The following is a 25,694-nucleotide window of genomic DNA, read 5'->3' as shown; positions in this document are numbered from 1 at the left end:
AAGGTGATACTGGAGCGCAAGGTGAGCAAGGCCTCCAAGGTTTACAGGGCGAGCAAGGTATCCAAGGTGTAAAAGGTGATACTGGAGCACAAGGTGAACAGGGTCTTCAAGGTTTACAAGGTGAGCAAGGTATCCAAGGTGTAAAAGGTGATACTGGAGCACAAGGTGAACAAGGTCTCCAAGGTTTACAGGGTGAGCAAGGTATCCAAGGTGTAAAAGGTGATACTGGAGCACAAGGTGTAAAAGGTGATACTGGAGCACAAGGTGAACAAGGTCTCCAAGGTTTACAGGGTGAGCAAGGTATCCAAGGTGTAAAAGGTGATACTGGAGCACAAGGTGAACAGGGTCTTCAAGGTTTACAAGGTGTGAAAGGTGACACTGGAGCACAAGGTGAACAAGGTCTCCAAGGTATCCAAGGTGTAAAAGGTGATACTGGAGCGCAAGGTGAGCAAGGCCTCCAAGGTTTACAGGGCGAGCAAGGTATCCAAGGTGTAAAAGGTGATACTGGAGCACAAGGTGAACAGGGTCTTCAAGGTTTACAAGGTGTGAAAGGTGACACTGGAGCACAAGGTGAACAAGGTCTCCAAGGTTTACAGGGTGAGCAAGGTATCCAAGGTGTAAAAGGTGATACTGGAGCACAAGGTGAGCAAGGCCTCCAAGGTTTACAGGGCGAGCAAGGTGAAACGGGAGCAACAGGATATAATGCTTATCAAGTTGCGCAAGTTAATGGTTTTAACGGAACCATCACCGAATGGCTCGCGAGCTTAAAAGGCGATATGGGTAACACAGGGATGACTGGTGCAACAGGTTTTAGTGCTTATGATGTTGCAGTTGGTAATGGTTTTGAGGGCAGCATTACTCAATGGTTAGCAAGTCTTAAAGGTACAAACGGTACCAATGGGATCTCTAAAGAAGTGATGGATGCTGCTGACACCTACATCCTGAATGAAGCAAAAACTTATGTGAACCAAGTTGGGCAACAAACCCTCAATCAAGCAAATGCTTATACGGATAGTCGTGTAAATGCCTTGAACCGAGACATGCGAAAACTCGAAGATCGAACCTATGCAGCAGTAGCATCAAGTATTGCAATAGCATCTTTACCGCAACCGACAGATGCTGGCTACAATATGTTTAGTGCCGGCGTGGGTACATGGGAAGGTGAGCAAGGTTATGCTTTTGGTCTCAGCGGTGTGACTGAAAGTAACAAATATGTATACAAAGTAGCTGTGACAACCAATAGTGAAGGTGATTTCGGTGCAGGTGCAGCAATTGGTTGGCAATGGAAATGACAGTGATAATTCTTAACCTCAGTTAGAAAAGCCTCTGCACATTCAGAGGCTTTTCTATATGTAAAGAGCACATCTGATCTTCATCATGATGGATATTTCACAACATTAAGCACCAATAAATATACAAATCTTCTTATATTCTCAATTATTAGCCATAAAATTTGATTTAAGATAGCTCATCTAACAAATTGCGACTGCGCAAATTATAAAAGGTGAGATTATGAAAATGCTTCGTAAGACTTTATGTGCAATGACAGTAGGTGTAGTAACACTTGGCCCTGTTATGAGCAGTACAGTATTTGCAGCTCCGGTTGCAGCATCGGAGCAACAAGCGACGACGAGTTTAGTGAAACAGTTGAGTGGTATCCAAAGTATCAGTTCTAACTTTGAGCAAACCACCAAAGTCACAAATTCATCTAAAGCACCGAAGAAACAAGGTTTATCTGCCCAGCACATGAATCAGACCTTTAAAGGGGTGATGAAAGTTGAGCGTCCAGGGAAATTCTATTGGGAAACTACAAGCCCTGCAAAACAAACCATTGTGACTTCGGGCAAAACGGTTTGGATTTATGATCCAGACTTACAGCAAGCAGTTCGTCAGACTTTAGATGAACAGGTGGCGAATACCCCTGCACTATTATTGTCAGGGAATACGGAACAGATTCGTAAGTCATACCGTATTACGCAACCAAATCAGAGTAAAACTTACTATACCCTGTACCCAAAAAGCGATGATGGTGCGTTTCAAAGTTTAACGATCAGTTTTGGTGCGAAAAATGCGCCGACGCTAATGATCTTAGAAGATTCTTTAGGACAAACAACCTATGTGCGTTTTAATAACACCAAGGTAAATACCAATATCCCAGCTTCAACCTTTAATTTTACTCCGCCTAAAGGCACAGACATTATTGACCAATAAAATGAGTCTGTTGTTTAAAACCACCTTCGGGTGGTTTTTTATTGGGTCACGTTCAGTTACATAACGTGGTGGGAAGTTATGGCTGTGCTTTGTATAGTCTGTGCTATTGAATACTTAACTGCGGGTAAATCATGATATTACTTCATAACAATAAAATTGGATCTGTCTTTGCAATGATGTTGTGTGTTGGATTGCTCAGCGCATGCCAGCCACAAAATGACAGTAACGCTGCAAAAAATGAAGAAACAGCTAAACCAGCTCAAGTTGTACAGACCTTGCCATTGATTGAGGCGAAAGTTCGACCATTACAATTGGCGCGTTCTATTGCTTGTGATGAAGAAGGGTGCACCAAATACCAGCTGTACAGCTTGGACACCAATGTTCCATGGATCAATCAATATTTTGATGAGCGGATGAAAAAAGCCAATCCTGTGGCGTTTGAAAGCTCGAAGCAGGCTAAGCCACAGATTGATGAAAACATGCTCAGTGAAACTTTGTCTGATGTCCGTTATGTGGCGCAGCGTGGCAAATATGCTGATTTTGTCTTGATGTATTATCACTACCCAGCGCGTGCCGCACATGGCATGTATCACAACGAATACATCACCTTAGATTTGGCAACGAAAAAACGGGTTGCGCTGAGTGACATTGTGGTGGACAAGACTGAATCGCAATTATTAGATGCATTATATAGTGCCAATAGCATGTGGCTGTCTGATCATAATATTTCACGCGAGCAATTGAAGCTGACCGATAATTATTATATGAGTGCCAAAGGTGTGGTGTTTGTCTATCCCTTATACGAATTAGCATCTTATGCAGAAGGGATGTCTGAATTGGTTTTACCATATCAACAAGCCAACGGCTTAATTAAGGCGGAATATTTGCCGAGTTTTGTCGATTATGCAGCTGAACGAGAAAAAGCGAGCAAAGAAAAGCCATGAAAATTGCTGTAATAAGCCACAGCTAGTGATCGCGTGACTGTATTTTTCGGCCTGAAGCGCTTACACTATAGCCAGTTTTTTTCTTTGCAAAAGATTGGCTATGATCGACCCGAAATTACTCAGAAATAATATTGAGGCTGTAAATTTAGCCTTAGCAAAACGTGGTGTACAACTGAATGTTGAAGAATGGGCATCACTAGAAGCTCGCCGTAAAGAGATTCAATCCAAAACTGAATCTCTTCAGGCTGAACGTAATTCGGGTGCAAAACAAGTTGGCCAAATTAAAAAAGCTGGTGGTGATGCATCTGAAATTATGACGCGCATGTCAGCGATTGGTGATGAAATCAAAGCCGCAGAAGTCGCTTTGTCTGAATTACAAGCTGAACTTGAAGCAAAATCACTCAGCATTCCAAACTTGCCAGATGAGTCTGTTCCTGAAGGAAAAGACGAAAGTGATAACGTGGAAATCCTCACATGGGGTACGCCGCGTACGTTTGACTTCGAAATTAAAGATCACACTGACTTAGGTGAGTGGATGGGTGGTCTTGAGTTTGAAACTGCGACCAAATTGACAGGTTCTCGTTTCAGCGTGCTTAAAGGCCCACTTGCTCGTTTACAACGTGCGATTACCCAGTTCATGTTGAATACGCATACTTTGGAAAATGGTTATACCGAAGCTTATGTACCGTATTTAGTCAATGCTGACTCACTCCGTGGTACAGGCCAATTACCTAAATTTGAAGAAGATTTATTCAAATTACAAGGTGAAAAAGAGTATTACCTTATTCCAACTGCGGAAGTGCCTGTAACCAACTTCGTGCGTGATGAAATTATTGATGCAGACCGTTTACCACTGAAATATGCAGCACACACGCCATGTTTCCGTAGTGAAGCAGGTTCATATGGTCGTGATACACGTGGTTTGATCCGTCAACACCAATTCGACAAAGTTGAAATGGTGCAAATTGTTAAACCAGAAGACTCAATGCAAGCGCTTGAAGAGCTTACAGGTCATGCAGAAGGGATCTTGAAAGCACTTGGTTTGCCGTACCGTAAGATCATTCTTTGTGGTGGTGATATGGGCTTCGGTGCAACTAAAACTTACGATCTTGAAGTTTGGGTACCAAGTCAAAATACGTACCGCGAAATTTCTTCATGTTCAAACATGGGGGATTTCCAAGCGCGTCGTATGAAAGCACGCTACCGTGCAGACCAAAAGAAAACTGAATTTGTGCATACTTTGAATGGTTCAGGTTTGGCTGTGGGCCGTACTTTACTTGCGGTCATGGAAAACTACCAACGTGCTGATGGTTCGATTGAAATTCCGACCGTGCTTCGTCCTTATATGGGCGGCGCTGAGTACATTGACTAATAAAGTCGATGTACTGCACAGTTTTGTGCACAATAATTGCTTTAAGACAGTCAGATAAAACTCATTGAGGTCGTGTGTGGATATTTTTCCAATCTCTTTAAAGTTGCAACAGCAACCTTGTCTGATTGTCGGTGGTGGGCATATTGCTTACCGTAAGGCAGTGTTGTTACATAAAGCAGGAGCGGTGATTCATGTCATTGCTCCTGATATTGATGCAAATTTATTGCAACTGGTTGAAGAAAGCCAAGGGCAATATATCCAAGCGCTATATCCTGCGCAGATTCAACTCAATGACTATCGTTTAGTGATTGCTGCAACAGATGATTATGCGGTGAATACTCAAGTCTTTGAGGACTGTGAAGCGCTGAAAATACTGGTCAACAGTGTGGATGATCCACCGCATTGCCGTTTTATGGTTCCTGCCATTGTCGATCGTTCGCCTTTGGTGATTTCAGTGGCCAGCAATGGTACATCCCCCGTTTTATCTCGCCAAATTCGAACCCAGCTTGAAACCACTATTCCACATGGGATGGGTAAGCTGGCTGAGTTTTCAGGAAAATGGCGTGCAGCGGTGAAAGCGAAGATTTCCAATCCTGACGAGCGCCGTGTTTTTTGGGAAGACTTATATGCAAGTCCCCTGAAAGAACAGGTTTTTCATGACAATCTTGTAGAAGCAGATCGTTTAATCGAGCAAGCGCTGTTGGAGTGGAAAACGCCGAAAGGTGAGGTATATTTGGTTGGTGCAGGTCCAGGTGATCCTGAGTTGCTGACCCTCAAAGCATTGCGTTTGATGCAACAAGCCGATGTAGTGATTTATGATCGCTTAGTTTCCCCTGCGATTATGGAACTTTGCCGCCGAGATGCAACAAAAATTTATGTGGGTAAAGCTCGCTCAAACCATGCCGTACCGCAAGAAGGCATCAATGCTTTGTTGGTAGAATATGCTTCAAAAGGTCAACGTGTTTGCCGTTTAAAAGGTGGTGATCCTTTCATCTTTGGTCGTGGTGGTGAAGAAATTCAAGAGCTTTTTGCAGCAGGTGTACCATTTCAAGTCGTGCCAGGGATTACAGCAGCTTCGGGTTGTTCGGCTTATGCAGGCATTCCGTTGACACATCGCGATTATGCGCAAAGTGTGCGTTTCCTTACGGGCCATTTAAAAGAAGGTTCGCCTGAGTTACCTTGGGATGAGTTGGTCTATCAGAATCAAACGCTTGTGCTGTACATGGGCTTGGTTGGTTTAGAGAAAATTTGTGAAAAGTTAATTGAGCATGGCCAGCGCCCAGACATGCCTGTTGCTTTGATCTCGAAAGGTACCACGCCAGAACAAAAAGTGGTGGTCGGAACCTTAGCGGATATCGCATCAAAAGTTGAAGAAAATCATATTCAAGCGCCTACATTGACCATCATTGGTGATGTAGTAAGTTTGCGTGAACAATTACAGTGGCAAGATTAACTTTTGCCAGATTGAAAGAGTAGAGAAAAGCTGTGATCCATGTTGTTTTATACGAGCCCGAAATTCCTGCAAACACAGGCAATATCATTCGTTTATGTGCCAATACTGGAGCACAGCTGCATTTGGTTAAGCCGCTCGGCTTTGAGCTGGATGATAAAAAACTCAAACGCGCAGGTTTGGACTACCATGAGTGGGCGCGCATGCAAATTTGGGAAACATTCGATGAGTGTTTAGCGGATTTAGCTGAAAAAGGGGTTGATCTAAATGCGATTTATCCTCTAACCACCAAAGGAAAGGAAACCCCGCATACTTCGGATTTGAATCGCCCTGTGGCTTTACTCATGGGACCTGAGACGCGTGGTCTGCCTGAACAGGTGCGTATGTTGTTTCCAAAAGAGCATTGGATTCGTCTACCTATGGCTGAAAACTCGCGCAGTTTGAATTTATCCAATGCGACCGCCGTGATTGTGTATGAAGCATGGCGTCAGCAGGGTTTTAAGCCTTTAGCCTAATCAAATTGCTGTAACAGAGCCCGCTTAAGCGGGCTCTGTTTTTTCTAGCTTTTGATCGAATCCAGCTCTGGATTTTAAAACTTTAAGCATATTGGCTTCGACCCAATCTTTCATTTGATAGGCATTTTGAGCAAAGTCTTTGCCAATCTCAGTTAACGCGTATTCCACTCGAATCACGTTATCTTCATGAATGGTTCGCGTCAAAAAACCATCGCGTTCTAAGATCTTTAATTTTTGTGACAGTACTTTAGGTGAAATACCTAAAACATTTTTCTTGAGCTCATTAAAGTGCTGTGACTCCTGATCCAGTGTATACACAATCAATAAAATCCACTTGTCTGCAAATTTTTCAAAAAAAAGACGAGCAGGACAATCTGGATGAAAAATATTAAATTTCATTGGTTTATTCATTTCTAACCATGCTCCTTTTACGTTCTATCTTCATTTGAAACAATCAATCAGACCAGTTACCAAGTGGTAACTAATTGATACTAGGTTTCATAAGTGTATCATGAATACAGACTTAATGCAGCGCTGTCATCAGACTACGCTTTCGCAAGATACTGGCAATTGGATGGATCACATGATGAAAGTTTCAGAGGCTGTTGTTTTTATTACGGGTGGGAATCGTGGCTTAGGACTTGCCATCGCTCGGGAGGCACGTCGTCAGGGCGCTAAAAAGATCTATGTGGGTATGCGCCAGATTGGGAGCTTTCAGGAAGAAGGGCTTACCCCGATTCAACTGGATGTAAATGACGAAGCATCTATTCAGCAGGCAGCAGAACAATGCGCAGATACCACGATTCTTGTGAATAATGCGGGCATTGCACTTTTGAATGAACATCCTGTCGAAGCCAGTATTATCACGACTACGCAAAAGATTTTGGAAACCAATTTGTTGGGCTTGATGCGAGTGACGCAAATTTTTGCTCCGATTTTGCAAAAGAGCCAACAGGCTTATGTGGTCAACATTCTCTCGGATGTATCTTGGGAGCCAAGCACTGTTTTGACCAGCTATGCCATTTCTAAAGCGGCAGCATGGTCCTATACCAACTCAAGTCGTCAGTGGTTGTCTCAGTTTAATATTCAGGTCATGGGGGTGCATGTGGGTTTTATTGACACCGATCTGACTCGTTCATTACCCATTCCGAAGATTGCGCCAGAAACAGTAGCTCAAGAAATCTTTCAAGGCATCGAGCAAAATGCTTATGAAGTTTTGATCGGTGAAAAGACCCAGCAGTTGAAGCAGGGCCTAAGCGATGAAGTTGCAAGTTATGTGAAGCTCAAGCCCGATCAGGCCAGTATTTAAGATATTTCATACTATTTATTTTTAATGGTTTACGCAGCGTCATGCTTGACGCAGCAATGCCAATCAAGTGATTCAAAAGAGGAAACTAAAATGTCGAATATTTCAGTGGTTTTTTATTCAGGCTATGGACATACCAAAGTGATTGCACAAACTTTTGCGCAAGAAATTGGTGCAAATTTGGTGGAGATTGACCCAAATGGCGACATTTCAGAGCAAGATTGGCAGACACTGGATCAATCTGATGCAATTGTATTTGGTGCACCAACTTATATGGGTACTGCACCGTGGCAATTTAAAAAGTTTGCCGATGCATCTTCAAAAAAATGGTTCACTCGTGCATGGCAAGATAAAATTTTCGGTGGCTTTACCAATAGTGCAAGCTTAAATGGTGATAAGCAACTGACCTTAATTCAACTACAAACACTTGCATCGCAGCATGGCGGTATTTGGGTAAGCTTGGGCTTATTGCCTGCCAATAGTAAAGCGGCAACCCGTCAAGATGTAAATAATTTGGGTGGTTCTGTAGGCTTGTTGGTGCAATCACCATCGGATGCGAGTACGGATGAAATCCCAACCGGGGATCTCGAAACCACAAAATTCTATGCACAACGTATTGCTAAAATAACTAAACAATTTAAGGGCTAGTTTTTTAGCTCTAGTTTAGAAAAGAAAAAGACGCACTTGGCGTCTTTTTCTTTTGAATGAAAGATTAGAGCGGATCGTCAAATTCATTATGTTGTGGTGCAGGTTGCTTAAAGCCTTTGGTTTTATAACCTAAGTATAAAATACCAAACATTGCCCACCATAAACCGAATTTCAACGCGGTTTCTTCAATCTCTAGCCACATGGCAAAGATACTGAGGAATCCACACATTGGAATTATCACAAAGTTCAAGATATCTTTAATATTCTTTGTGCGGCCATCACGCAGTGCATATCTTGAAATCACCGATAAGTTTACAAAGGTAAATGCAGTTAACGCACCGAAGCTGATCATCGAAATGACGATGTCTAAGTCCATGAAGCCAGCTGTTAATGCTACAGCACCTACAATTAGGATGTTATAAGACGGTGTAAAGCTTTTCGGACTAATATGACCAAAAATCTTCTTGTTAATCACGCCATCGCGGCCCATTACATACATTAAGCGTGAAACGCCTGCATGTGCCGAAATACCCGATGCCATAACAGTTACAATTGCGAAGTACAGCACCACCGTTTTAAACGCAACACCACCGACGGCTTGTAAAATGTCAGGCTGTGTTGCAGCAACATCTTCAAAGTAAGTCTTTGGATCGTTCGGGAAGTAAATCTGCATGAAGTAGGTGCTGATAATAAAGATCACACCGGCCAAAAGTGCCGTTAAGAAAATCGCTTTAGGTAGTGTTTTCTCGGTATCTTTTGTTTCTTCTGCAAGCGAGCTGAGCGAGTCAAAACCTGTGAATGAGAAGCACAGCAAAGTCGCACCTGTAATCAGGGCACCCAGTGAAGTAAGCTCATTCCAGAATGGCTCTAAACTCCATAACTGATATTTCGCATTGACCAAAGTACCATCTGCGTTGACGCCACCAGCAAGTAAGCTGTAAACCATCCACGTGAAGTAAGCAATCACACCTAACTGTACAAAAACGATCAAACCATTAAAGTTTGCAACGAAGCGTGCACCACGTAAGTTGATCGCGGTCATAAATGCAGTTAAACCTACCACCCAGACCCAATGGTTTACATCAGGGAATAAGGCTTCAAGGTAAATCACGGCAAGAATGATGTTGACCATTGGAGACAATAAATAGTCTAACCATGATGACCAACCGACCATAAATCCGACATTCGGATGGATGGATTTTTGTGCATAGGTATAGGCTGAACCCGAGGAAGGGTAGCGACGAATCATGTGACCATAACTGATCGACGTGAATAAAATTGCAATTAAAGCAATGATATATGACGTTGGCACATGATAATGACTTTCTTCTGATACTAAACCGAAAGTATCAAATAATGTCATTGGTTGAATATAAGCTAAACCAATAATAATGATGTGCCAGAGACCTAGCGTTTTTTGCAGTTTAGCTGCCGATTGAGTCCCAGAAATATTAGTCAACGGCGTTATCCTCTTAATCGTTGATCAAGGATCAGTCATGTTTAATAAGGATCGTTTGAGACGAACGATCCCCCCTGTGTTTAATTTCAAAAGTGCGCCAATCTACATTAATTTGGCCGCTTTTGTCAGTAACTTTTTCAGATTTTTTAGCAGTTTTTATGCCAATAGGTATAAGGAAAGCATTATTCCTTATGGCAAATAAAAGCCCGATGTTTAAAAAAGCATCAGGCTAAGATTGTCGCTATATTGGCTGATTTTTTATGAATTACCAAGCTTTTTCTAAAATTGCTTTTAAATCTTTTAAGCTGGCTTCTTTCGGGTTGTAAATGATTGAACCATCGTTGAGGGCCTTTTCTGCCACCTCATCGAGTTGTTCTAAGGTCACTTTTCCTGTTTCACTCAAGGTACGGGGTAACTTGGTTAATGTGAATAAGCGATCACGCATGGTGAGTAATGTGCTGATGGCTTTGTCTGCACGTAAGTGGGCAGGAGTCTGCGCATAAATGTCTGGCCCTGCAAGCGGTAACAGGAGCTCTGCAATCTTGTCACCATTCACTTCCTTGTTAAATTCAAGCACATAAGGGAGGAATAGGTTCATGCATAGTCCATGCGGCAAGTGTGCAACTGCACCTAAGGCATGTCCAAGTGAGTGAACAAGGCCTACCATCGAGTTTGAAAATGCAATGCCAGCCATGGTCGAAGCTTGAGCCAATTCTAAGCGGCCGTTGGCATCGCTTGGATTATCCAGCACATTAAACAAGTGATTGCTGACTTTTTTAATTGCAGCCGTAGCATAGGCATCTGAAATCGGATTGTGTGCCATGCATGTATAGGCTTCGACGGCATGAGTCATGGCATCCATTGCGGTCATCGCGGTTAAGTGCGGTGGCAGGGTTTGGGTCATGCGTGGATCGAGAATCGCAGCATGCGGCATTAAATAGTACGATGCGAATGGCAGTTTGACATTTTTCTCTGGATCAGATACCACTGCAACCATGGTAACTTCAGACCCTGTACCTGATGTGGTTGGAATCACAAAAAAGGGTTTGAGTGGTTTCGGTAGGTTGTGTGCCCCAGAGTATTTGAGTAAGTCATCACCACCTTCAGATACCAAAATATTGGTGGCTTTCGAGGTATCAATCACCGATCCGCCACCGACAGCAATAATCGCATCGCACTGGTGTTCACGATATAAATTGGCGGCTTTACGCACCGTCTCTAAGCTTGAATCGGGTGGAACATCATCAAAAATTGCACCAATCACCGCATCGGTAGACTCAAATGCTGCTTCAATGGGTGCCAGTAAATTATTGGCACGTACACCTTTGTCGGTAATGATTAAAGGTCGGGTTGCCCCTAATGTTGCCAGTTCAAACGGAATGTGTTCTAAAGCAGCATGACCAGCGATCACTTTTACAGGACAGAAAAATTCGTAATAAGGCTTCGCCATGTTATGCACTCCGTTTTAAATATGATTGGGCTACTTTGAGATAAATATTTGCAGCACCAGTGAGTTTTTCTTTTAAGCCCAATTCAGTTGGGTATTCTTTGACGGCAAGTTCAGCGACCATTTTCGGTAAAATCAACGATTCCATTTTATTCAGACAGCGAACGAGGCGAATCGCATAAGAAATATCGCCATCTGCAATCATACGGTCGTGTGCAAAAGCTTGTGCTGTACTTTCTTGAAATGAAAACACCAAAAAGGCATGGCTTAAATGTTTAAAAGTGATGGTTAAATCTGCCTTTAAACTTCCCGGAGTAAGTAATTCGAGTTGATGGTTTTCGGTCACTTTGGCTAAAAAAGCCGGGCCGTTTGGAAAGACATTCATCGATAAGGTGAAATTGGCTGGAAATTTGGCAACTTCTTGTTGAATTTCACTATCGACTTGGCTGGCCATGACCAATCCTCGGCCAATCACATCCATCATAAGTTTGACATAGGTCAATTGCAGAGCGGGTTTCACTGAATTTACGTTAATCACTCGCTGTTGTCCTTTCTAAAAATAATTATTAGTTTAGAGTAAATACTCTAATTTATTTTTCCATGAAAAGCAAAGCCTTTATATATGCTGTACTTGAACTTCTTTAAAGTAACCGCTGTGCTGCAAAGTTTCAATAATGTCGGCACATAAGTTTTCAAAGCGCGGATAGTCTGATTTGAGGTCTGAGATACGCACCATTTCTAAGCCCGCATAGCCACATGGGTTAATGGTCTGAAACCCAAATAAGTCACAGTCAATATTTAAGGATAAACCATGATAACTGCGGCCTTTACGAATTTTAAAACCCAATGAGCCAATCTTGCGTCCATCGACATATACGCCGGGTGCATCAGGTTTGGCATAGGCTTCAATCTCATATTTTTTGAGTAACTCAATCATCAGATTTTCAGCATAAGACACCAAGGTGCGGACGTTCCAGCCAAGTCGGTTGAGGTCAAACATAAAATAGGCAACCAACTGACCGGGACCATGCCAAGTGACTTGCCCCCCGCGATCCGTTTGTACCACAGGAATGTTGCTGCTCATGAGGATGTGTTCAGGTTTTCCAGCTTGACCTTGGGTGAGCACGTCATGATGTTGCAAAATCCAAAGTTCATCTGGTGTGTCTGAATCTCGTTGTTCAGTCAGTGCTTTCATTTCTACAAAGCGGTCAGCATATGAAGTTAGGCTATCAAACTGGCGAATAATGAGTTGTGGTTTGAGAACGGCATCTGACACGGCACTTGCGTCCTTATAAAACAAAAAGTATGTCTGAAATTATAAAGAAAAGATCTAGAGCGTAGGGGGATTTCTTCAGTGAATAAGCTGAATTCAGTAGATCAAAAATTTAGGCACAAAAAAACACGCTCGTAAGCGTGTCTCATTGATACATCATTTGAATTACAGCGCCGTTTTAATTAACGGACAAGCCGCAAGGTCTGCATACAGTTGATGAACTTGTTCTAATTCTTCAAAACGCAATTGGGCAGTTAAAGAATGATATTTACCTGTGCGTGATGGTTGGACTTGAATCGATTCACCATCAAACTCAGGGAAATGTTTGACTAAAATTTCAACCACTGCAACATGTAACTCAGTGCTGGCAAAGCCAATGAGTTTGATTGGGTAGTCCATAGGGAATACCCAAAGATGTTCTTGTAATTCACGTGATGGTGTACGGTCTAACATAGTCATGAGCGTCAGTCCCCCTTATTTCAAACGCCTGCGAAACTGCAGGCGTTAGGTGTTGCTCTTAAATACTTAATGGAGACTCGCGATTAAATTTCAAGTCACCAGTGTATAGGTATCAATTAGTCGTTTTCTAGGAATGAACGTAAGTGTTCAGAACGAGAAGGGTGACGTAATTTACGCAGTGCTTTCGCTTCAATCTGACGAATACGTTCACGTGTCACGTCAAACTGTTTACCCACTTCTTCCAAAGTATGGTCCGTTGGCATATCGATACCAAAACGCATTTTCAAAACTTTCGCTTCACGTTCAGTCAAGTTTTCAAGCACTTCACGCGTTGCTTCTTTTAAGCCTTCAGACGTTGCAGCATCGACAGGAGAAGTGATGTTGCTGTCTTCAATGAAGTCACCCAAATGCGAATCTTCATCATCACCAATCGGTGTTTCCATCGAAATTGGTTCTTTGGCGATTTTCAGCACTTTACGCACTTTAACTTCGTCCATTTCCAAACGTTCACCGAGTTCTTCAGGTGTTGGTTCACGGCCCATTTCTTGCAGAAGTTGGCGTGATACACGGTTGATCTTGTTAATGGTTTCGATCATGTGTACTGGGATACGAATGGTACGCGCTTGGTCGGCAATCGAACGAGTAATGGCCTGACGAATCCACCATGTTGCATAAGTCGAGAACTTATAACCACGACGGTATTCAAACTTGTCTACGGCTTTCATCAAACCAATGTTACCTTCTTGGATCAAGTCCAAGAATTGTAAGCCACGGTTGGTGTATTTTTTCGCAATCGAAATGACCAAACGTAAGTTTGCTTCAACCATTTCTTTTTTCGCGCGGCGTGCTTTCGCTTCGCCTACAGCCATACGTTTTGAAATGTCTTTGATGCCTTTAACATCAAGGCCTAAATCTTTTTCAATGTCTGCAATTTTTTGTTGGAACGCTAAAACGTCAGGGCGTACTTTTTCAAGATAACCTTTTTGGTCTGGCGAAGCTTTCGCAATTTGTTCATCTAACCAAGCAAAGTTTGATTCTTGACCAGGGAACGAAGTACGGAATTGAGTACGATCCATACGACCACGACGTACTGCATAGCGCATTACTTCACGTTCAGAGGTACGGATTTGTTCATGAGTACCGCGGATCATTTCCGAAATGATGTCAAATAAACGTGGTGTAAATTTGAACATCATAAACACAGTTGCAAGTGACTCTAAAGCGTCTTCTGCTTCTTTGCTTGAACGACCATGTTTTTCGATGATGGTTCGGGTGTTTTTCCAAGCAGCACTCAGTTCGTCAAAGCGCGCTTTGGCAATTTCAGGATCTGGGCCAGATTCACCTTCAGAATCATCATCACTTTCAGACTCTTCTTCTTCCTCGTCGTCATCCAATTTCACATCTTTGGTAGACTTGGTTGAAGAATCATCTTCTTCATCAATTTCAGACTCTTCTTCAAGAACTTCTGGAATCGCTTCATCAGTTTCAGGGTCTAAATAACCTGAAAGGATGTCTGCAAGACGACGTTCGCCCGCTTCATAATCTTTGTATTCTTGTAATACCACTTCAACCGCATTTGGCCAGTAAGCAATCGAGTGAAGAACGTCACGAATCCCTTCTTCAATACGTTTTGCAATACTGATTTCGCCTTCGCGCGTCAACAGTTCAACAGTACCCATTTCACGCATATACATGCGGACAGGGTCAGTGGTACGACCAGGCTCATTTTCTACAGAGGCAAGAACAGCAGCGGCTTCTTCTTCAGCAACTTCATCGGCAGCTTCATTACCACCTTCAAACATTGCATCATCAGATTCAGGCGCACGTTCGTGCACAGGAATGCCAACGTCTTGAAGCATTTGAATAATGTCTTCAATCTGTTCGCTTTCAGTGATCGAGTCTGGGAGATGATCGTTAACCTCAGCGTAAGTTAGGTAACCTTGCTCTTTGCCTCGGCTAATCAGAGCCGCTACTTGTGAAGTAGGGGAAGTCATATCGCTCATCTTTGCTTACTCTTCGTTGAATCTGTGGCAGTGGAAAACTGTGCATCTGGGCACAATTCGCTTCATAAACTTATTTGTAAATAACTGCGTATTCCATCAGGGATAGTCAGCCAAAAGCTGCCTGATAAAATATTAAAAATATAAATTCAGTGATTTAGATGGGGGTGAATTTGTTGTTTTCAAGTTCATCCCTAGCGTGCTCAAGTTCAAAACCCAAATTTGAAATCTGAAAGATTTGGATTTTATGTGACCATTTAAAGTCGTAAACTATAAAGACGCAGGGTGGATTATATCATGCCATAAAAATTGGTTAGAAATAAAGACTAAAAATCAAATTAATTGCTCTAAATGCAAATAAAACTTGACAAGGTTCTGGAACCCATATAAATAGCGGCTAAGACCCTTCACATTTTTTCACTATGAGGTAGTTTTAGTGTCTTCTACAGATTTTGAACTAGATGATAACTACGCTGATGATGATGTTAATTTTGATGAGTCATCAAGTAAAATTAGTGCGAAAGAATCATTAGAAAAACGTCGCCTGATTGATGACCTTCTTGCACAGCGCCGTTTGGAACGTGAGCTTAAAGATTTTGATTACGACATCGACGATGACGACGATTTTGACGACGAAGAAGACTAAAATCAGATGTAGCATCGTGTCTGAAAATGCTATGCTAATGCCCTAATCAGTTTCTGAATTTGGATTTGAAATGAGTGCTTTAGATTTAGACTTATTGAGTGAATATCTAGATGGTGACCAAAATGAGTATGGTCTAGATTTTGCAGCGACTCATGGTTTTTTGTGTGCAATTGCAGTTGGTCCTACTTTTGCAAAATGGTTGGATGAACTTTTTGATAATAATCAAAAGAAAGTACCTGCCGAGATCATCGTGCAAGTGAAAGCTTGGCTTGAGTCTATTCGTCAAAACCTTGCCAATGAAGAAGGGATTGAATTTCCTTTTGAAATTGAAGAGGCCGATGTTGAGTCAAGTCTAGGGGATTGGAGCGTTGGTTTTGTCGATGCAATGTTCCTCAATGAAGATGCATGGTTCACGCCTGAGTTTGAAGAGCAACTGGTCGATCTTACTTTACCAATTATGGTATTTAGTGGGATTGATGAAGAAGATCCGCAAATGGAAACTTTCCGTCGTAACGGTCAGTTAATGGATGAGCTTGCAGAAGAAATTCCAGAGAACTTAAACGAACTTTATCTCATGTATCATACGCCAGCATAATTGTTCTTGCGTCGTAACATCAGCGATGCAGGCATTAGCAAGCAAATAAAAAAACGTCCCTAGAGGACGTTTTTTTATGCCCAAATTTTAGTGTTTAAACGCAGGTACCACTCATGCTTAATTTGTGAGAAATAAGCAAAGTCCTAAAGTTGCGAGTACGGTACCGATGACACGGTTAATACTCACTTGTTTGCGTAAAATTTTATTTCGGATCACTGGGGTAGAGCAGAATAGTGAAATGAGCAAGAACCACAGTAGATGACTGACCGAGATAAACATGCCATAACCGATTAAATGTGTTAGACCATGATTGCCTCGCAGTAACTGTGCAAAGATGCTCATCACAAATAGCGTAGTTTTGGGATTTAAGCTGTTGCCAAGAAAACCTTGTATAAATGCTTGCCGTGGATGCAGTAAAGCATGGGTGACATGGTCACTAATTTGCTGTTGGCTAAATGTTTTGTACCCGATATACATCAGGTACAGCGCGCCAATATATTGAATGATATGCAATAGGTTTGGAATGTAGTGCTTTAAGAAGCTGAGCCCCAGTACGCTATAGCAAATGTGTACCCATACAGCACAAGCAATACCATATGCGGTATAGATCCCTTGTTTACGCCCATACAGATAACTATTTCGGCTGACCAAAGCGAAGTCAGCACCAGGACTGATGACTGCAAGTAGGGTGATGATTGCAATCGCTATAATTTCATTCACTCATTGATCCTTGTTCAGGTTAAATTAAAAGGATTTATATATTTTTCATATATTTGCTATAGTGAAAATCGATTTTAATTATTACTTATCGATGAGTTTTTGGAATGATTGAGCGCGTGTCACTGAATTCTCTTAAGTTTTTTTATTATGTCGCCCGCTATGACAGTGTCACCATCGCTGCTGAAAAACTTTTTGTGACTCAAGGTGCGGTCAGTAAGCAGTTAAAAAACTTGGAAGAGGCACTGGGGTGTCGTTTATTTATTCGTGACGGCAAAAAGTTACAGCTGACGGGATATGGTCTAACACTGTTTGATTGTTGTGAGCAGGTCTTTCCTCAGATTGACCAGTGCCTCGTTCAGATGACAAGAAAAAAGAAGAATGAGAAGAAGACCTTAATCTTATCCTGTGAACCGACTATCGCCATGAAATGGCTGATTCCGCGCTTGGTTCAATTTAAGCTACGTTATCCTGAGATTGATATCAGTTTGTTAACAGGTGGTGGAGAAGCGGATTTTAAAGCGCAAAACATTGACTTAGCCTTAAGGCGTAATGATTTTGAGTGGAGCAAGGCCATTTATAGTGAAAAAATGGCGGATGAGTATATGGTTTGTGTATCGCGTCACAAGCATTTAGCCCCGATGTCACAGCTGTTTATTTCCAGTTCGCGACCTAAAATTTGGACACAATTTAAGGATGCATATAAAGCGCAGTTTACGCATTTTCAAAAAGTAGCATTGGAACATTTCTATTTGTGTATAGAGGCCTCTTTAGCAGGGTTGGGGGCAACAGTGGCTTCAGCTTATATGGTTGAAAAAGAGCTCGATTTTCAAATGTTAGATATGCTTAGCCCGATTGTGCAAGATGGCTCCGCTTATTATTTACTTTCGGCATCTCCTTTTGAGGATGATCCAAATAAAGTCATTTTTAAGGATTGGTTGATTGAAGAAATGAGAGCCAGCCAAACAAAGTTATTGGCTCTTTCCACTCAAAAGTACTAATCACGTGCAGCATTTGATTACTATCTTTATAAGTATAAAAAAGCACCTCAAATGAGGTGCTTTTTTATGGTAACTTTTTAAAACAATAGTCTGCGTACCAACCATAGGCAATATGAAAAATAGCGCCATGAATCGCGACCATACACAGCATAACGACAGCGGTGAGTCCAATACCAGCATTATCGACTGATTTCATAATCGCTTCAGCATTGGGGTTCATTAGCACTAAAAATAGTACAAAGAAACTACCAATGATAATTGCGACAGCACTTGAGCCCCAAACCAGTTGAATTTTTTCATGATTGTTTGGAACACGGTGTTCTTTTTTCACAAAGTGTCCGACACTAATCAGTGCACAAGCCACTAAGGTCGGAATTAAGGTTAAACCTCCAAGGTTTAGACCAAAGACCAGTACAGTGATTAACAGCACCAAAGCAATGCTATATACCGCCGCAAAATGCAGTAAATAGTGTTTCATGTATTTCCCCAAAATAAATAAATTAGCTGCGTGTTTTACGCAAATGCCTGCGATATAAAAACCAAAGGATAATCACAGCGACAATGGCAATAATGACATAACCGACTTTGCTAAAAATTTGATGCATCAGTGCTTGGTTTTCACCAAAGTAATAACCGACTGTTGCTAAAAATGTTGTCCAAATAATTGTGCCGAGTCCACTATAAAACATGAACTTCCAAAAGGGCATACGGCTCATCCCCGCAGGGATGCTAATCAGTGAACGCACCGCAGGAATCATGCGACCAAAAAATACAATACGGTGACCATACTGCTCAAACCAATCTAAGGATTTTTTCACATCGGCAGATTTGATAAACAGATATTTACCATAGCTGTCGACCCATCTGAAAATGTACTCTTGTTTAAATTGATAACCGATCCAATAGAGCACTGCTGCGGCAAAGAGTGAACCAATACATCCTGCAATAATGACCCCAACTAAAACCAACTCGCCTTGTGAGGCGGCATAACCTGCAGAAGGCATGATAATTTCAGAAGGAATAGGCGGAAAAACATTATCAAGAAACATGAGTAAGGCTATTCCCCAATAACCCAGTTGTTCCATGACAGAGATGATCCATGCAGTGAGATTCATATAGACCATAAAAATAAATGCGATAAGTTATCTTAAGGACTTATCGCATGTGGGTAAAGAATTGAAATGTATTGTTTTCTATTCATCGAAACGGGTGTGGGTTAAGGTGTGAATATAGACTTTACGTAAGCTATAGGCCAACGCAATCGGGATTAAACTAAGCAACGTATAATTTAAGAGATTTGAACTTAAATGGTAACCAATGCCAAGGGCAATACTTGAACCAATCAACATGCCCAAAACCACGATAAATAAATGCGTGCGTTGTTCAAGCTTGGCTTTGATTTGGTTGAAGCTGGTATTCTGATATTGCTCGATACGGCTTGCTGCGGCATTGCGAATCAGTGTGCGATGGCGTGGCATGATTATTTTATGCATGGCAATCATCCTATTTTCGTCGTTTAGGCATGTCATTTTTATTGTTATGTGGAGACCTTCAGGGCACCACTTTAGCTTATTATTTATACAGTATGACTCGGATTGAGTTAAATATTGTGACAAAATTGTTAAATATTTTTAAAAAACGCGAATTGGATAAAAGAATAAGCCCTCAAATGAGGGCTTATTCTTGACTTAAATCATCTGAATGATTTTAAAGGCGTTTACGTTTAGCCGCAGCAATCTGCGACTGGCGCATACGGAAGCCTTCTTTTTGTTTTTCTGTGGTTTTGTCGATACAGTATTTGCATGACACACCATGTTCATAGCTAGGTTCTTCTGCTTCAGCAGGAAGAAGTGGCCAACCACAAGCATGACACTTAATGTTAAGGCCTTCTTCAACACCATGAGTGACGGCAGTACGGCCATCAAAAACGAAACATTCGCCTTCCCACATGCTTTGTTCAGCAGGAGTTTCTTCTAAGTATTTTAAGATGCCGCCTTTTAAGTGATAAACCTCGTTGAAACCTTCTTGAAGAAGAAGGGAGGTCGATTTTTCACAGCGGATACCACCTGTACAGAACATCGCAATTTTTTTATCTTTGTGCTGTTCAAGGTTTTGTTTAACGTATTCTGGAAATTCGCGGAAGCTTTCTGTTTTCGGGTCAATAGCACCCTTAAATGTTCCGGCTTTGTATTCATAGTCATTACGTGTATCAATCAAAATGACGTCATCACGAGCAATCAGGTCATTCCATTCTTTCGGGTCAAGATAGTGACCGACTAAATCACGTGGCTTTACTTCAACGCCTAAAGTCACGATCTCTTTTTTAAGTTTGATCTTCATTTTACGAAATGGTTTGTCTGCACTGTCAGACTCTTTGTATTCCATTTCGTTAAAACCTTCATTCAGAAGGAATTGATGAATCATATCGATCGCGGCACGGTCGCCTGCAACCGTACCATTAATGCCTTCGCCCGCTACAATCAGAGTACCACATAGGTTGATGGTTTTTACCAAGTCTAAAAGACGTTGTTGCAGATCAGCAGGATCTTGAACTTCTTTGAATTGATAAAGTGCGGCAACAACCCAACCAGTCGTCGCTTGCTGTTCTACAGGTGCAAGCTGTTCTACAGTAGCGTTCATGGAGTACTCCAATGTATTTTGATAGATAATTTTAAGGCGCACATTTTACATGGAATTGAATCAAGATGCGAGATAAGTAAACATTTTAAATGGCTTCTCAAGTGGTAGGGGAGCGTGTATATTCAGTTGCCAAAGACAAAATCCGTTTTGTTTTGGTGCGTTTATTAACAGGAGTATGTTTTGAGTACAGATCGTCGAATTGCCTCTTTGACCCCATGTGCAGGGCGTTGTTCAACGGTATTTGGTGATTCTGTGTGTCGTGGTTGTCGTCGTTTTAATCATGAAGTGATTCAGTGGAATACCTACACTTCGGAGCAGCATCGTTCAGTTTGGCAACGCTTAGATGCACAACTAGATCAAATTTTAGTGCCAATGTTGCCTTTTGCTGATGTGCAGCAGGTCGAAGCTTTTGTTTTATCTAAACGCGTTCGTTTGCGTCCCGATGCATCAAAAGGGCGGAAGCTTTATCATGCGTTAAAAGTATGTGAAAAAAATAAGAACTTTACCGAAGAAAGTGGTTTAGGCATTCAAGCGCAGCAAGTGAAATCGATTTGGCAAGAGTTTGAGCGCCGTGTTCTTGCACTTGCTACAGCCAGTTATGATTTGGCTTTTTTGCGTGCTGACGCAATTCGGCAACATCTCATCCATATGGAAGAGGACGAATAAGTCCTCTTGGTTTGATATAGAAAAAGAATACTCCGCATACCTAAGCTATTTGCGAGAGTGACTGGGGAAAAGGGTTTTTTCGATGGTGAATGTATTTGAGCTGGTGTTGTACTGTACGGCTGTAGTGGTCATGATCGCAACACCTGGGCCAGTGATGTTGTTGGTTGCCAGTGCAGGTCTAAAAGGTGGATATAAACAAGCCTTAAAAACCATTTTTGGGACGAATTTAGCTTCTTTGGTTCTCATTGTACTATCTGTGCTCATCTTAAAAGGCTTTTTAAACATTGCAGAGCATTGGCTAAATGCGATTAAAATTTTAGGCTGCGTATATATTGCCTATCTCGGTTTTCAAATTTTAAAAGAAGCCATTGCACAAGAAACAGAAACATCACCTGTGCAACTAAAGGCGGTGCAGGGGGGCTTTAAGCAAGGTTTCTTGGTGGGGATTTCAAATCCGAAGGATATTATTTTCTTTGCCTCATTTTTCCCACAGTTCATTGGGGTCACCAGTGATGTCGATATCAGCCTTGTACTGTTGACCATTCTCTGGATTATTCTAGACTTCAGCACATTGTCTTTGGTTTATTTGGGTTTTAATAAATTATCGCAGTCCGCTTTGTACAATAAGTTGTTAGGCGTTTGTGGTGCGATATTGGTCAGTATTGCGCTCTATGGTATTTATACTGTCTTTGCTTGATGCTGATGGTGCTGCATCAAAAAGCCTCCATGTTGGAGGCTTTTTGATCGGGAGCCTAAAAATTAGACTCCGTGTTTAATGCGATATTGCAGCAATTCTTCAATGGTGATCACAGTTAACTGATGCGTTTGTGCATATGCCAACACTTGAATGCCAGAGGCCATAGTTCCATCGGCATTGGTCAGTTCACACAAGACACCTGCTGGTTTTAAGCCTGCTAAACGTGCTAAATCAATCGTCCCTTCGGTATGACCGCGACGGGTGAGCACACCGCCTTGGCGTGCACGAAGCGGGAATACATGACCAGGGCGGTTTAAGTCGCTGGCAACAGCCCCATCTTTAATTGCTGCTTTGACTGTGGTGGTGCGATCTTGCGCAGACACACCTGTGGTCACGCCAGTTGCAGCTTCAATGGTCACAGTGAATGCTGTTTTAAACTGACTTGAGTTATCTGACACCATAGGCACAAGGTCTAAGTGATCGGCCAATTCATCGGTCAGACATAAACAGACAATGCCAGAACCATCACGAATCATTCGTGCCATCGTTTCGACGGTGAGAGTTTCGGCAGCCACAATGAGGTCGGCTTCGTTTTCACGGTCAAAGTCATCCATCACCAAAACAGGTTTGCCTTGGCGGATATCTTCTAAAGCTTGTTGGATACGTTGTTCAGCTGGAGAAAGGGCTGAAAAGAAAATTTCGGGTTGAATCAAACTAGACATTGAAACGCTCGCGTAAAATTGAAGTACGGTTGAACATTTCAGGACTTTGAAAAATTGGCGTAGCAATAAATCCTCACAGGCTTGTACCTGAGATTCTATTGGTCACGTCGTCTTCTTTCATCCGGACTATACCGTCGGCTTTGGAATTGAACCAAATCTGCGAGCCAAATAGATGATTTCTACTTGGCTGGCTCGTGGGCTGATTCAGTCTAAGTCATTCAACTGAACTTACCACCGGTGGGGAATTACACCCCGCCCTGAAGCGATGTAACTCCATTATAGTGCTAAACATTTAGAAAAACAGGGGGAGTTTTAGAATGATCAGTTTTATACATAGAACAATTTTTGCTATAGCTTTGCTAAAGACCAACACTCTCTGCGCATGATTTCATTTAGTATGAGTTTAATGTTCAAAAATGAATACTTTAGAAGAACCATAAAACATGAATAAGAAGTTTTTTCTATAGGTTGAATGGTTTGAAATGATCAAGATAAAAATAAGAGAGGGGGCAGAGTGATTAAAATTCGTGAGTCTGAATATTCTTGGAATGCTGAATCCTTCATAAAGCATCTGCAAGTTTTTGGTTTTACACTCATTGCGGTCAGTATGTTGTATTTGGTTGCCGCCAATTGGTTTATGTTGCCACACAATATTCAGCTGGCTATTCCCCAGTTGTTATTATTCCTCAGTGCGGTTTGCAGTTTGTGGCTGACAAAACATGATTTTCTAGTGCAGTGTTTACATAGTATCTGTGGTTTGATGATTGGTTTAAGTCTGGCTGTGATTGGTCAAATTTATCAAACGGGTGCTGACAGCTATTTATTATTTCTACTTTGGTCTGTGCTGCTTTTACCGTGGTTATATCGTCCGAATATCGGTGTATTTTTCCTTTTATGTATTATCAGCCAATTGGCGCTGTTTCTGTTTTTTATACAAACCTTTTGGGGGGATCAATATCCAGATCTCTTTTTAATCAGTATTCATGTATTTGCACTGATTCAATTCTATTTCTGCAATAAATATTATTCGAAACTTCGTTATTTATTCTTACTATGGTTTGCCATTCTCTCGATTTGGCATATGGCGATGTATCTCTATGCGGATAAAAGCATTCTTTATTTCATCGTGTCTTTTCTCTTGTTGGGTATTTCACTGGCTTACTATTATCAAAATAAAGATCAGTTGTGTAGTGCACTTTCAGCCGTTGGCTTGGGCATTAGCTTTACCTTGATCATTGTGAAGGCGGTGACGGAGTGGTTTGGTCAGAATGAAATTGTTGAATTATTTTTTATCGCACTGATTATTTTTGCGTGGTTTGCTTTCATCACTTACATGTTGATTAAATTTATTCCACATAGTCGGTTCAATGCTATTCCCCTTGCTGTGGGAGCTTGGATTGCGGGCATCGTCTTTGCTACGTTGATGCTGACCTTTTGGGGAAATTTCTCTTTGCTTATGGGCGTTGTCTTTGTGGCTTTGGCGGCTTACTTATTGAAAGCTAAACAAAGTTTGTTTTTAAGACAATTTGCTTATTGTCTCTGGGTTGCAGGACAAATTGCGGTGATCTTTCACACCGTTGATTTAATCAATCAAATTCTTCCTATTCTATTGTTACAATTGGCGATGCTAGTACTCGCTTATTTTATGCGAACACATTGGTTCTTTGTCTTTGTTCAAATTTTCGGTTTATATGCAGCAGGTGTGGCGTGCATTTGGGATATTAATGCACATCTCAGTTGGCGTAATATTGTTGAGAATTTTGTCTATTTAGCACTTTGGAATTATGTTTTTTATTTGGGAATTCTGGCTATAAAATTCATAAAGCCAACTGAATATCAACGCAGTGTATTGCTTGCGGCACTTGGGATTATTCTATTTTCCATGGGCTTTTATACTTTATTTGGGAAATACGAATTAGCGAAAATTGAGCACATTCCTATATTGGCTTTTGGCTTACCGATTTTATGGTTTGTGCTTTTTGTCTTTTTACATACTCAAAAGCAGTTTCATTTATTTGCACATTTTATTTTGACTACTTTTGCAGTAGGGCTGATTTTTTACGGTTATTTCGATATTTTTATTTGTTTGGCCGTCATTTCATGGGCATTAAAAACACAAGATAAAGTGATCTATGGATTTGCGCTGGCAACTTTCGCTTTAATTTTAGGTTTTTTATATTATTCACTTGACGTGACCTTTCTAATTAAAAGTTTAAGCATGTTCTTGTCAGGTCTGATGTTGCTCTTGCTGACATTGAGCTTGATGCTATTTAAGCAAAAAGAGGAGTTCGGCATATGAAGAAAATGATTCCTCTTGCTTTGGCATTACTCAGCATCGCGGTATTTTTAGGCTTAATTTTTAAAAATGAATGGCACTTAAACAATAGTCAAACTATGTATGTGCGTTTGCAACCTGTAGACCCGCGTTCGATTATTCAGGGGGATTATATGGCGCTGAATTATCAACTTTATTTTGCGCCTCAGCATTTGAGTCCAGAAAGTACCAGCCAAGCCAACAGCAATCAAGAAGATCAGATTTTTTCAGGTCATTATTTTGATGAAGTGATTAAGAACAAATCTTCGGTGCTCACTTATGTTGAACTCGATTCACAGAGGCGCGTGATCCATAGCTATTTTGAGTTGCCGAAAAATGTTCGTACAGCTCGACTGATTTTACAAAACCCGAATAATCGCTATAGCGGGCTTTATCCTGCGTCGAGAAGTTTTTTATTTGCAGAAGGTTTGGCGGATTGTTATCAGCAGGCAGAATATGCTGAGTTTAAAGTCGATGAGCAAGGCAATGCGATACTCACTGAATTGAAAGGTGATCAGCTACAAGATTTAGGCTGTGAGAGCAAACGAGATTGGTTGAGCGGGTTTCGTACTGCTCAGAATTGATACAATTGCATTATTCTGCTCATAAAAA

General features: G+C 41.5%; 28 protein-coding genes and 1 riboswitch. Of the genes, 15 read left to right on the top strand and 13 right to left on the bottom strand.

Translation table 11 applies throughout. The features are described 5' to 3' along the window. The 6 genes from KVY11_RS16670 to KVY11_RS14395 form a co-directional block, all read left to right on the top strand. Nucleotides 1–1,292, top strand: a 1,292-nt coding sequence (locus KVY11_RS16670) for a YadA-like family protein (RefSeq protein ID WP_305729599.1), incomplete at its 5' end; no start/stop codon positions are given. A 220-nt stretch (nt 1,293–1,512) separates the two neighbouring features. Continuing rightward, nucleotides 1,513–2,211, top strand: a complete 699-nt coding sequence (lolA, locus tag KVY11_RS14415; protein ID WP_010327331.1) for an outer membrane lipoprotein chaperone LolA — start codon at nt 1,513–1,515, stop codon at nt 2,209–2,211. Between the two features lie 131 nt (nt 2,212–2,342). Then, nucleotides 2,343–3,155, top strand: a complete 813-nt coding sequence (locus tag KVY11_RS14410) for an RsiV family protein (RefSeq protein WP_218289326.1) — start codon at nt 2,343–2,345, stop codon at nt 3,153–3,155. A gap of 100 nt (nt 3,156–3,255) precedes the next feature. Beyond that, nucleotides 3,256–4,527: a serine--tRNA ligase gene (serS, locus tag KVY11_RS14405; RefSeq protein ID WP_004695457.1), complete on the top strand. Its 1,272-nt coding sequence runs from the start codon at nt 3,256–3,258 to the stop codon at nt 4,525–4,527. 76 nt (nt 4,528–4,603) lie between these two features. After that, nucleotides 4,604–5,980 carry a siroheme synthase CysG gene (cysG, locus tag KVY11_RS14400; RefSeq protein WP_218289325.1) on the top strand — a complete coding sequence of 459 codons (1,377 nt, stop codon included), beginning with the start codon at nt 4,604–4,606 and terminating at the stop codon, nt 5,978–5,980. A 32-nt stretch (nt 5,981–6,012) separates the two neighbouring features. Continuing rightward, nucleotides 6,013–6,492, top strand: a complete 480-nt coding sequence (locus tag KVY11_RS14395; protein WP_168158184.1) for a tRNA (cytidine(34)-2'-O)-methyltransferase — start codon at nt 6,013–6,015, stop codon at nt 6,490–6,492. A 24-nt stretch (nt 6,493–6,516) separates the two neighbouring features. Here the strand turns inward: KVY11_RS14395 and KVY11_RS14390 are convergent, their stop codons facing one another. Next, on the bottom strand, nt 6,517–6,903 hold the full coding sequence (locus tag KVY11_RS14390) for a helix-turn-helix domain-containing protein (RefSeq protein ID WP_004695464.1): 387 nt from the start codon (nt 6,901–6,903) through the stop codon (nt 6,517–6,519). Nucleotides 6,904–7,018: 115 nt separating this feature from the next. Between KVY11_RS14390 and KVY11_RS14385 the strand changes: the two genes are divergently transcribed. Then, nucleotides 7,019–7,801 carry an SDR family NAD(P)-dependent oxidoreductase gene (locus tag KVY11_RS14385; protein ID WP_168158304.1) on the top strand — a complete coding sequence of 261 codons (783 nt, stop codon included), beginning with the start codon at nt 7,019–7,021 and terminating at the stop codon, nt 7,799–7,801. A gap of 90 nt (nt 7,802–7,891) precedes the next feature. Then, a complete protein-coding gene (locus KVY11_RS14380; protein ID WP_218289324.1) occupies nt 7,892–8,446 on the top strand; it encodes a flavodoxin family protein in 555 nt (184 codons plus the stop codon). 64 nt (nt 8,447–8,510) lie between these two features. Here the strand turns inward: KVY11_RS14380 and KVY11_RS14375 are convergent, their stop codons facing one another. The 6 genes from KVY11_RS14375 to rpoD form a co-directional block, all read right to left on the bottom strand. Continuing rightward, the gene (locus tag KVY11_RS14375) at nt 8,511–9,905 is read right to left on the bottom strand and encodes an APC family permease (RefSeq protein WP_218289323.1); all 1,395 of its coding nucleotides are present in this window, start codon (nt 9,903–9,905) and stop codon (nt 8,511–8,513) included. A 265-nt stretch (nt 9,906–10,170) separates the two neighbouring features. Continuing rightward, the gene (locus KVY11_RS14370) at nt 10,171–11,355 is read right to left on the bottom strand and encodes an iron-containing alcohol dehydrogenase (RefSeq protein WP_004982825.1); all 1,185 of its coding nucleotides are present in this window, start codon (nt 11,353–11,355) and stop codon (nt 10,171–10,173) included. 1 nt (nt 11,356) lies between these two features. Beyond that, nucleotides 11,357–11,836, bottom strand: coding sequence for a hypothetical protein (locus KVY11_RS14365; protein ID WP_216076700.1), 480 nt, complete (start codon nt 11,834–11,836; stop codon nt 11,357–11,359). A 132-nt stretch (nt 11,837–11,968) separates the two neighbouring features. Continuing rightward, nucleotides 11,969–12,628 (bottom strand): lipoyl(octanoyl) transferase LipB, encoded by a 660-nt coding sequence (gene lipB, locus KVY11_RS14360; RefSeq protein ID WP_218289322.1) that lies wholly within the window; start codon nt 12,626–12,628, stop codon nt 11,969–11,971. A 162-nt stretch (nt 12,629–12,790) separates the two neighbouring features. Then, on the bottom strand, nt 12,791–13,078 hold the full coding sequence (locus tag KVY11_RS14355) for a YbeD family protein (RefSeq protein WP_010327321.1): 288 nt from the start codon (nt 13,076–13,078) through the stop codon (nt 12,791–12,793). Nucleotides 13,079–13,200: 122 nt separating this feature from the next. After that, entirely contained in the window at nt 13,201–15,087 is a 1,887-nt protein-coding gene (gene rpoD, locus KVY11_RS14350) for an RNA polymerase sigma factor RpoD (protein ID WP_168158181.1), read from the bottom strand. A 433-nt stretch (nt 15,088–15,520) separates the two neighbouring features. On the opposite strand from rpoD, the gene KVY11_RS14345 reads away from it, so the two are divergent. Further along, nucleotides 15,521–15,730 carry a PA3496 family putative envelope integrity protein gene (locus KVY11_RS14345; RefSeq protein ID WP_004982817.1) on the top strand — a complete coding sequence of 70 codons (210 nt, stop codon included), beginning with the start codon at nt 15,521–15,523 and terminating at the stop codon, nt 15,728–15,730. A gap of 70 nt (nt 15,731–15,800) precedes the next feature. Then, nucleotides 15,801–16,325 carry a YecA family protein gene (locus KVY11_RS14340; protein ID WP_087526358.1) on the top strand — a complete coding sequence of 175 codons (525 nt, stop codon included), beginning with the start codon at nt 15,801–15,803 and terminating at the stop codon, nt 16,323–16,325. A 117-nt stretch (nt 16,326–16,442) separates the two neighbouring features. Here KVY11_RS14340 and KVY11_RS14335 read toward each other — a convergent pair whose 3' ends face one another. Then, on the bottom strand, nt 16,443–17,045 hold the full coding sequence (locus tag KVY11_RS14335) for a LysE family transporter (protein WP_218289321.1): 603 nt from the start codon (nt 17,043–17,045) through the stop codon (nt 16,443–16,445). Between the two features lie 104 nt (nt 17,046–17,149). Here KVY11_RS14335 and KVY11_RS14330 point away from each other — a divergent pair, with 104 nt between their 5' ends. Next, the gene (locus tag KVY11_RS14330) at nt 17,150–18,043 is read left to right on the top strand and encodes a LysR family transcriptional regulator (protein ID WP_218289320.1); all 894 of its coding nucleotides are present in this window, start codon (nt 17,150–17,152) and stop codon (nt 18,041–18,043) included. 64 nt (nt 18,044–18,107) lie between these two features. On the opposite strand, the gene KVY11_RS14325 is transcribed toward KVY11_RS14330, so the two are convergent. The 4 genes from KVY11_RS14325 to KVY11_RS14310 form a co-directional block, all read right to left on the bottom strand. Next, entirely contained in the window at nt 18,108–18,521 is a 414-nt protein-coding gene (locus KVY11_RS14325; RefSeq protein WP_004695488.1) for an ABZJ_00895 family protein, read from the bottom strand. A 22-nt stretch (nt 18,522–18,543) separates the two neighbouring features. Continuing rightward, the gene (locus tag KVY11_RS14320) at nt 18,544–19,158 is read right to left on the bottom strand and encodes a DedA family protein (RefSeq protein ID WP_218289319.1); all 615 of its coding nucleotides are present in this window, start codon (nt 19,156–19,158) and stop codon (nt 18,544–18,546) included. 78 nt (nt 19,159–19,236) lie between these two features. Continuing rightward, on the bottom strand, nt 19,237–19,536 hold the full coding sequence (locus KVY11_RS14315; RefSeq protein WP_183174773.1) for a hypothetical protein: 300 nt from the start codon (nt 19,534–19,536) through the stop codon (nt 19,237–19,239). Between the two features lie 214 nt (nt 19,537–19,750). Continuing rightward, a complete protein-coding gene (locus KVY11_RS14310) occupies nt 19,751–20,683 on the bottom strand; it encodes a rhodanese-related sulfurtransferase (RefSeq protein ID WP_078425297.1) in 933 nt (310 codons plus the stop codon). A 180-nt stretch (nt 20,684–20,863) separates the two neighbouring features. Here KVY11_RS14310 and KVY11_RS14305 point away from each other — a divergent pair, with 180 nt between their 5' ends. Both KVY11_RS14305 and KVY11_RS14300 read left to right on the top strand, forming a co-directional pair. Then, nucleotides 20,864–21,349 carry a DUF1289 domain-containing protein gene (locus KVY11_RS14305; protein ID WP_005400387.1) on the top strand — a complete coding sequence of 162 codons (486 nt, stop codon included), beginning with the start codon at nt 20,864–20,866 and terminating at the stop codon, nt 21,347–21,349. Between the two features lie 82 nt (nt 21,350–21,431). Continuing rightward, nucleotides 21,432–22,046: a LysE family translocator gene (locus KVY11_RS14300; RefSeq protein ID WP_256350791.1), complete on the top strand. Its 615-nt coding sequence runs from the start codon at nt 21,432–21,434 to the stop codon at nt 22,044–22,046. 62 nt (nt 22,047–22,108) lie between these two features. Here the strand turns inward: KVY11_RS14300 and ribB are convergent, their stop codons facing one another. Continuing rightward, the gene (gene ribB / locus KVY11_RS14295; RefSeq protein ID WP_218289318.1) at nt 22,109–22,768 is read right to left on the bottom strand and encodes a 3,4-dihydroxy-2-butanone-4-phosphate synthase; all 660 of its coding nucleotides are present in this window, start codon (nt 22,766–22,768) and stop codon (nt 22,109–22,111) included. Nucleotides 22,769–22,873: 105 nt separating this feature from the next. After that, nucleotides 22,874–23,036: riboswitch (FMN riboswitch) on the bottom strand. A 246-nt stretch (nt 23,037–23,282) separates the two neighbouring features. On the opposite strand from ribB, the gene KVY11_RS14290 reads away from it, so the two are divergent. Then, a complete protein-coding gene (locus KVY11_RS14290) occupies nt 23,283–25,067 on the top strand; it encodes a DUF2157 domain-containing protein (RefSeq protein WP_218289317.1) in 1,785 nt (594 codons plus the stop codon). Further along, entirely contained in the window at nt 25,064–25,666 is a 603-nt protein-coding gene (locus tag KVY11_RS14285; protein WP_218289316.1) for a GDYXXLXY domain-containing protein, read from the top strand. The genes KVY11_RS14290 and KVY11_RS14285 overlap by 4 nt, the downstream gene beginning before the upstream one ends. Nucleotides 25,667–25,694 lie beyond the last annotated feature (28 nt).

It is taken from the genome of Acinetobacter sp. CWB-G5, from assembly GCF_019209785.1.
Taxonomy (GTDB): domain Bacteria; phylum Pseudomonadota; class Gammaproteobacteria; order Pseudomonadales; family Moraxellaceae; genus Acinetobacter; species Acinetobacter johnsonii.
The sequence above is the reverse complement of the archived record's forward strand: the minus strand, read 5'-3'. Positions and strand labels throughout refer to the sequence as shown.

Coding starts and splice junctions, on each gene's coding strand:
- lolA (WP_010327331.1), top strand. CDS start 1,513: ATGAAAATGCTTCGTAAGACTTTATGTGCAATGACAGTAGGTGTAGTA.
- KVY11_RS14410 (WP_218289326.1), top strand. CDS start 2,343: ATGATATTACTTCATAACAATAAAATTGGATCTGTCTTTGCAATGATG.
- serS (WP_004695457.1), top strand. CDS start 3,256: ATGATCGACCCGAAATTACTCAGAAATAATATTGAGGCTGTAAATTTA.
- KVY11_RS14390 (WP_004695464.1), bottom strand. CDS start 6,903: ATGAATAAACCAATGAAATTTAATATTTTTCATCCAGATTGTCCTGCT.
- KVY11_RS14385 (WP_168158304.1), top strand. CDS start 7,019: ATGCAGCGCTGTCATCAGACTACGCTTTCGCAAGATACTGGCAATTGG.
- KVY11_RS14380 (WP_218289324.1), top strand. CDS start 7,892: ATGTCGAATATTTCAGTGGTTTTTTATTCAGGCTATGGACATACCAAA.
- KVY11_RS14370 (WP_004982825.1), bottom strand. CDS start 11,355: ATGGCGAAGCCTTATTACGAATTTTTCTGTCCTGTAAAAGTGATCGCT.
- KVY11_RS14365 (WP_216076700.1), bottom strand. CDS start 11,836: ATGATGGATGTGATTGGCCGAGGATTGGTCATGGCCAGCCAAGTCGAT.
- KVY11_RS14355 (WP_010327321.1), bottom strand. CDS start 13,078: ATGTTAGACCGTACACCATCACGTGAATTACAAGAACATCTTTGGGTA.
- rpoD (WP_168158181.1), bottom strand. CDS start 15,087: ATGAGCGATATGACTTCCCCTACTTCACAAGTAGCGGCTCTGATTAGC.
- KVY11_RS14340 (WP_087526358.1), top strand. CDS start 15,801: ATGAGTGCTTTAGATTTAGACTTATTGAGTGAATATCTAGATGGTGAC.
- KVY11_RS14330 (WP_218289320.1), top strand. CDS start 17,150: ATGATTGAGCGCGTGTCACTGAATTCTCTTAAGTTTTTTTATTATGTC.
- KVY11_RS14325 (WP_004695488.1), bottom strand. CDS start 18,521: ATGAAACACTATTTACTGCATTTTGCGGCGGTATATAGCATTGCTTTG.
- KVY11_RS14320 (WP_218289319.1), bottom strand. CDS start 19,158: ATGAATCTCACTGCATGGATCATCTCTGTCATGGAACAACTGGGTTAT.
- KVY11_RS14315 (WP_183174773.1), bottom strand. CDS start 19,536: ATGCATAAAATAATCATGCCACGCCATCGCACACTGATTCGCAATGCC.
- KVY11_RS14310 (WP_078425297.1), bottom strand. CDS start 20,683: ATGAACGCTACTGTAGAACAGCTTGCACCTGTAGAACAGCAAGCGACG.
- KVY11_RS14300 (WP_256350791.1), top strand. CDS start 21,432: ATGGTGAATGTATTTGAGCTGGTGTTGTACTGTACGGCTGTAGTGGTC.
- ribB (WP_218289318.1), bottom strand. CDS start 22,768: ATGTCTAGTTTGATTCAACCCGAAATTTTCTTTTCAGCCCTTTCTCCA.
- KVY11_RS14285 (WP_218289316.1), top strand. CDS start 25,064: ATGAAGAAAATGATTCCTCTTGCTTTGGCATTACTCAGCATCGCGGTA.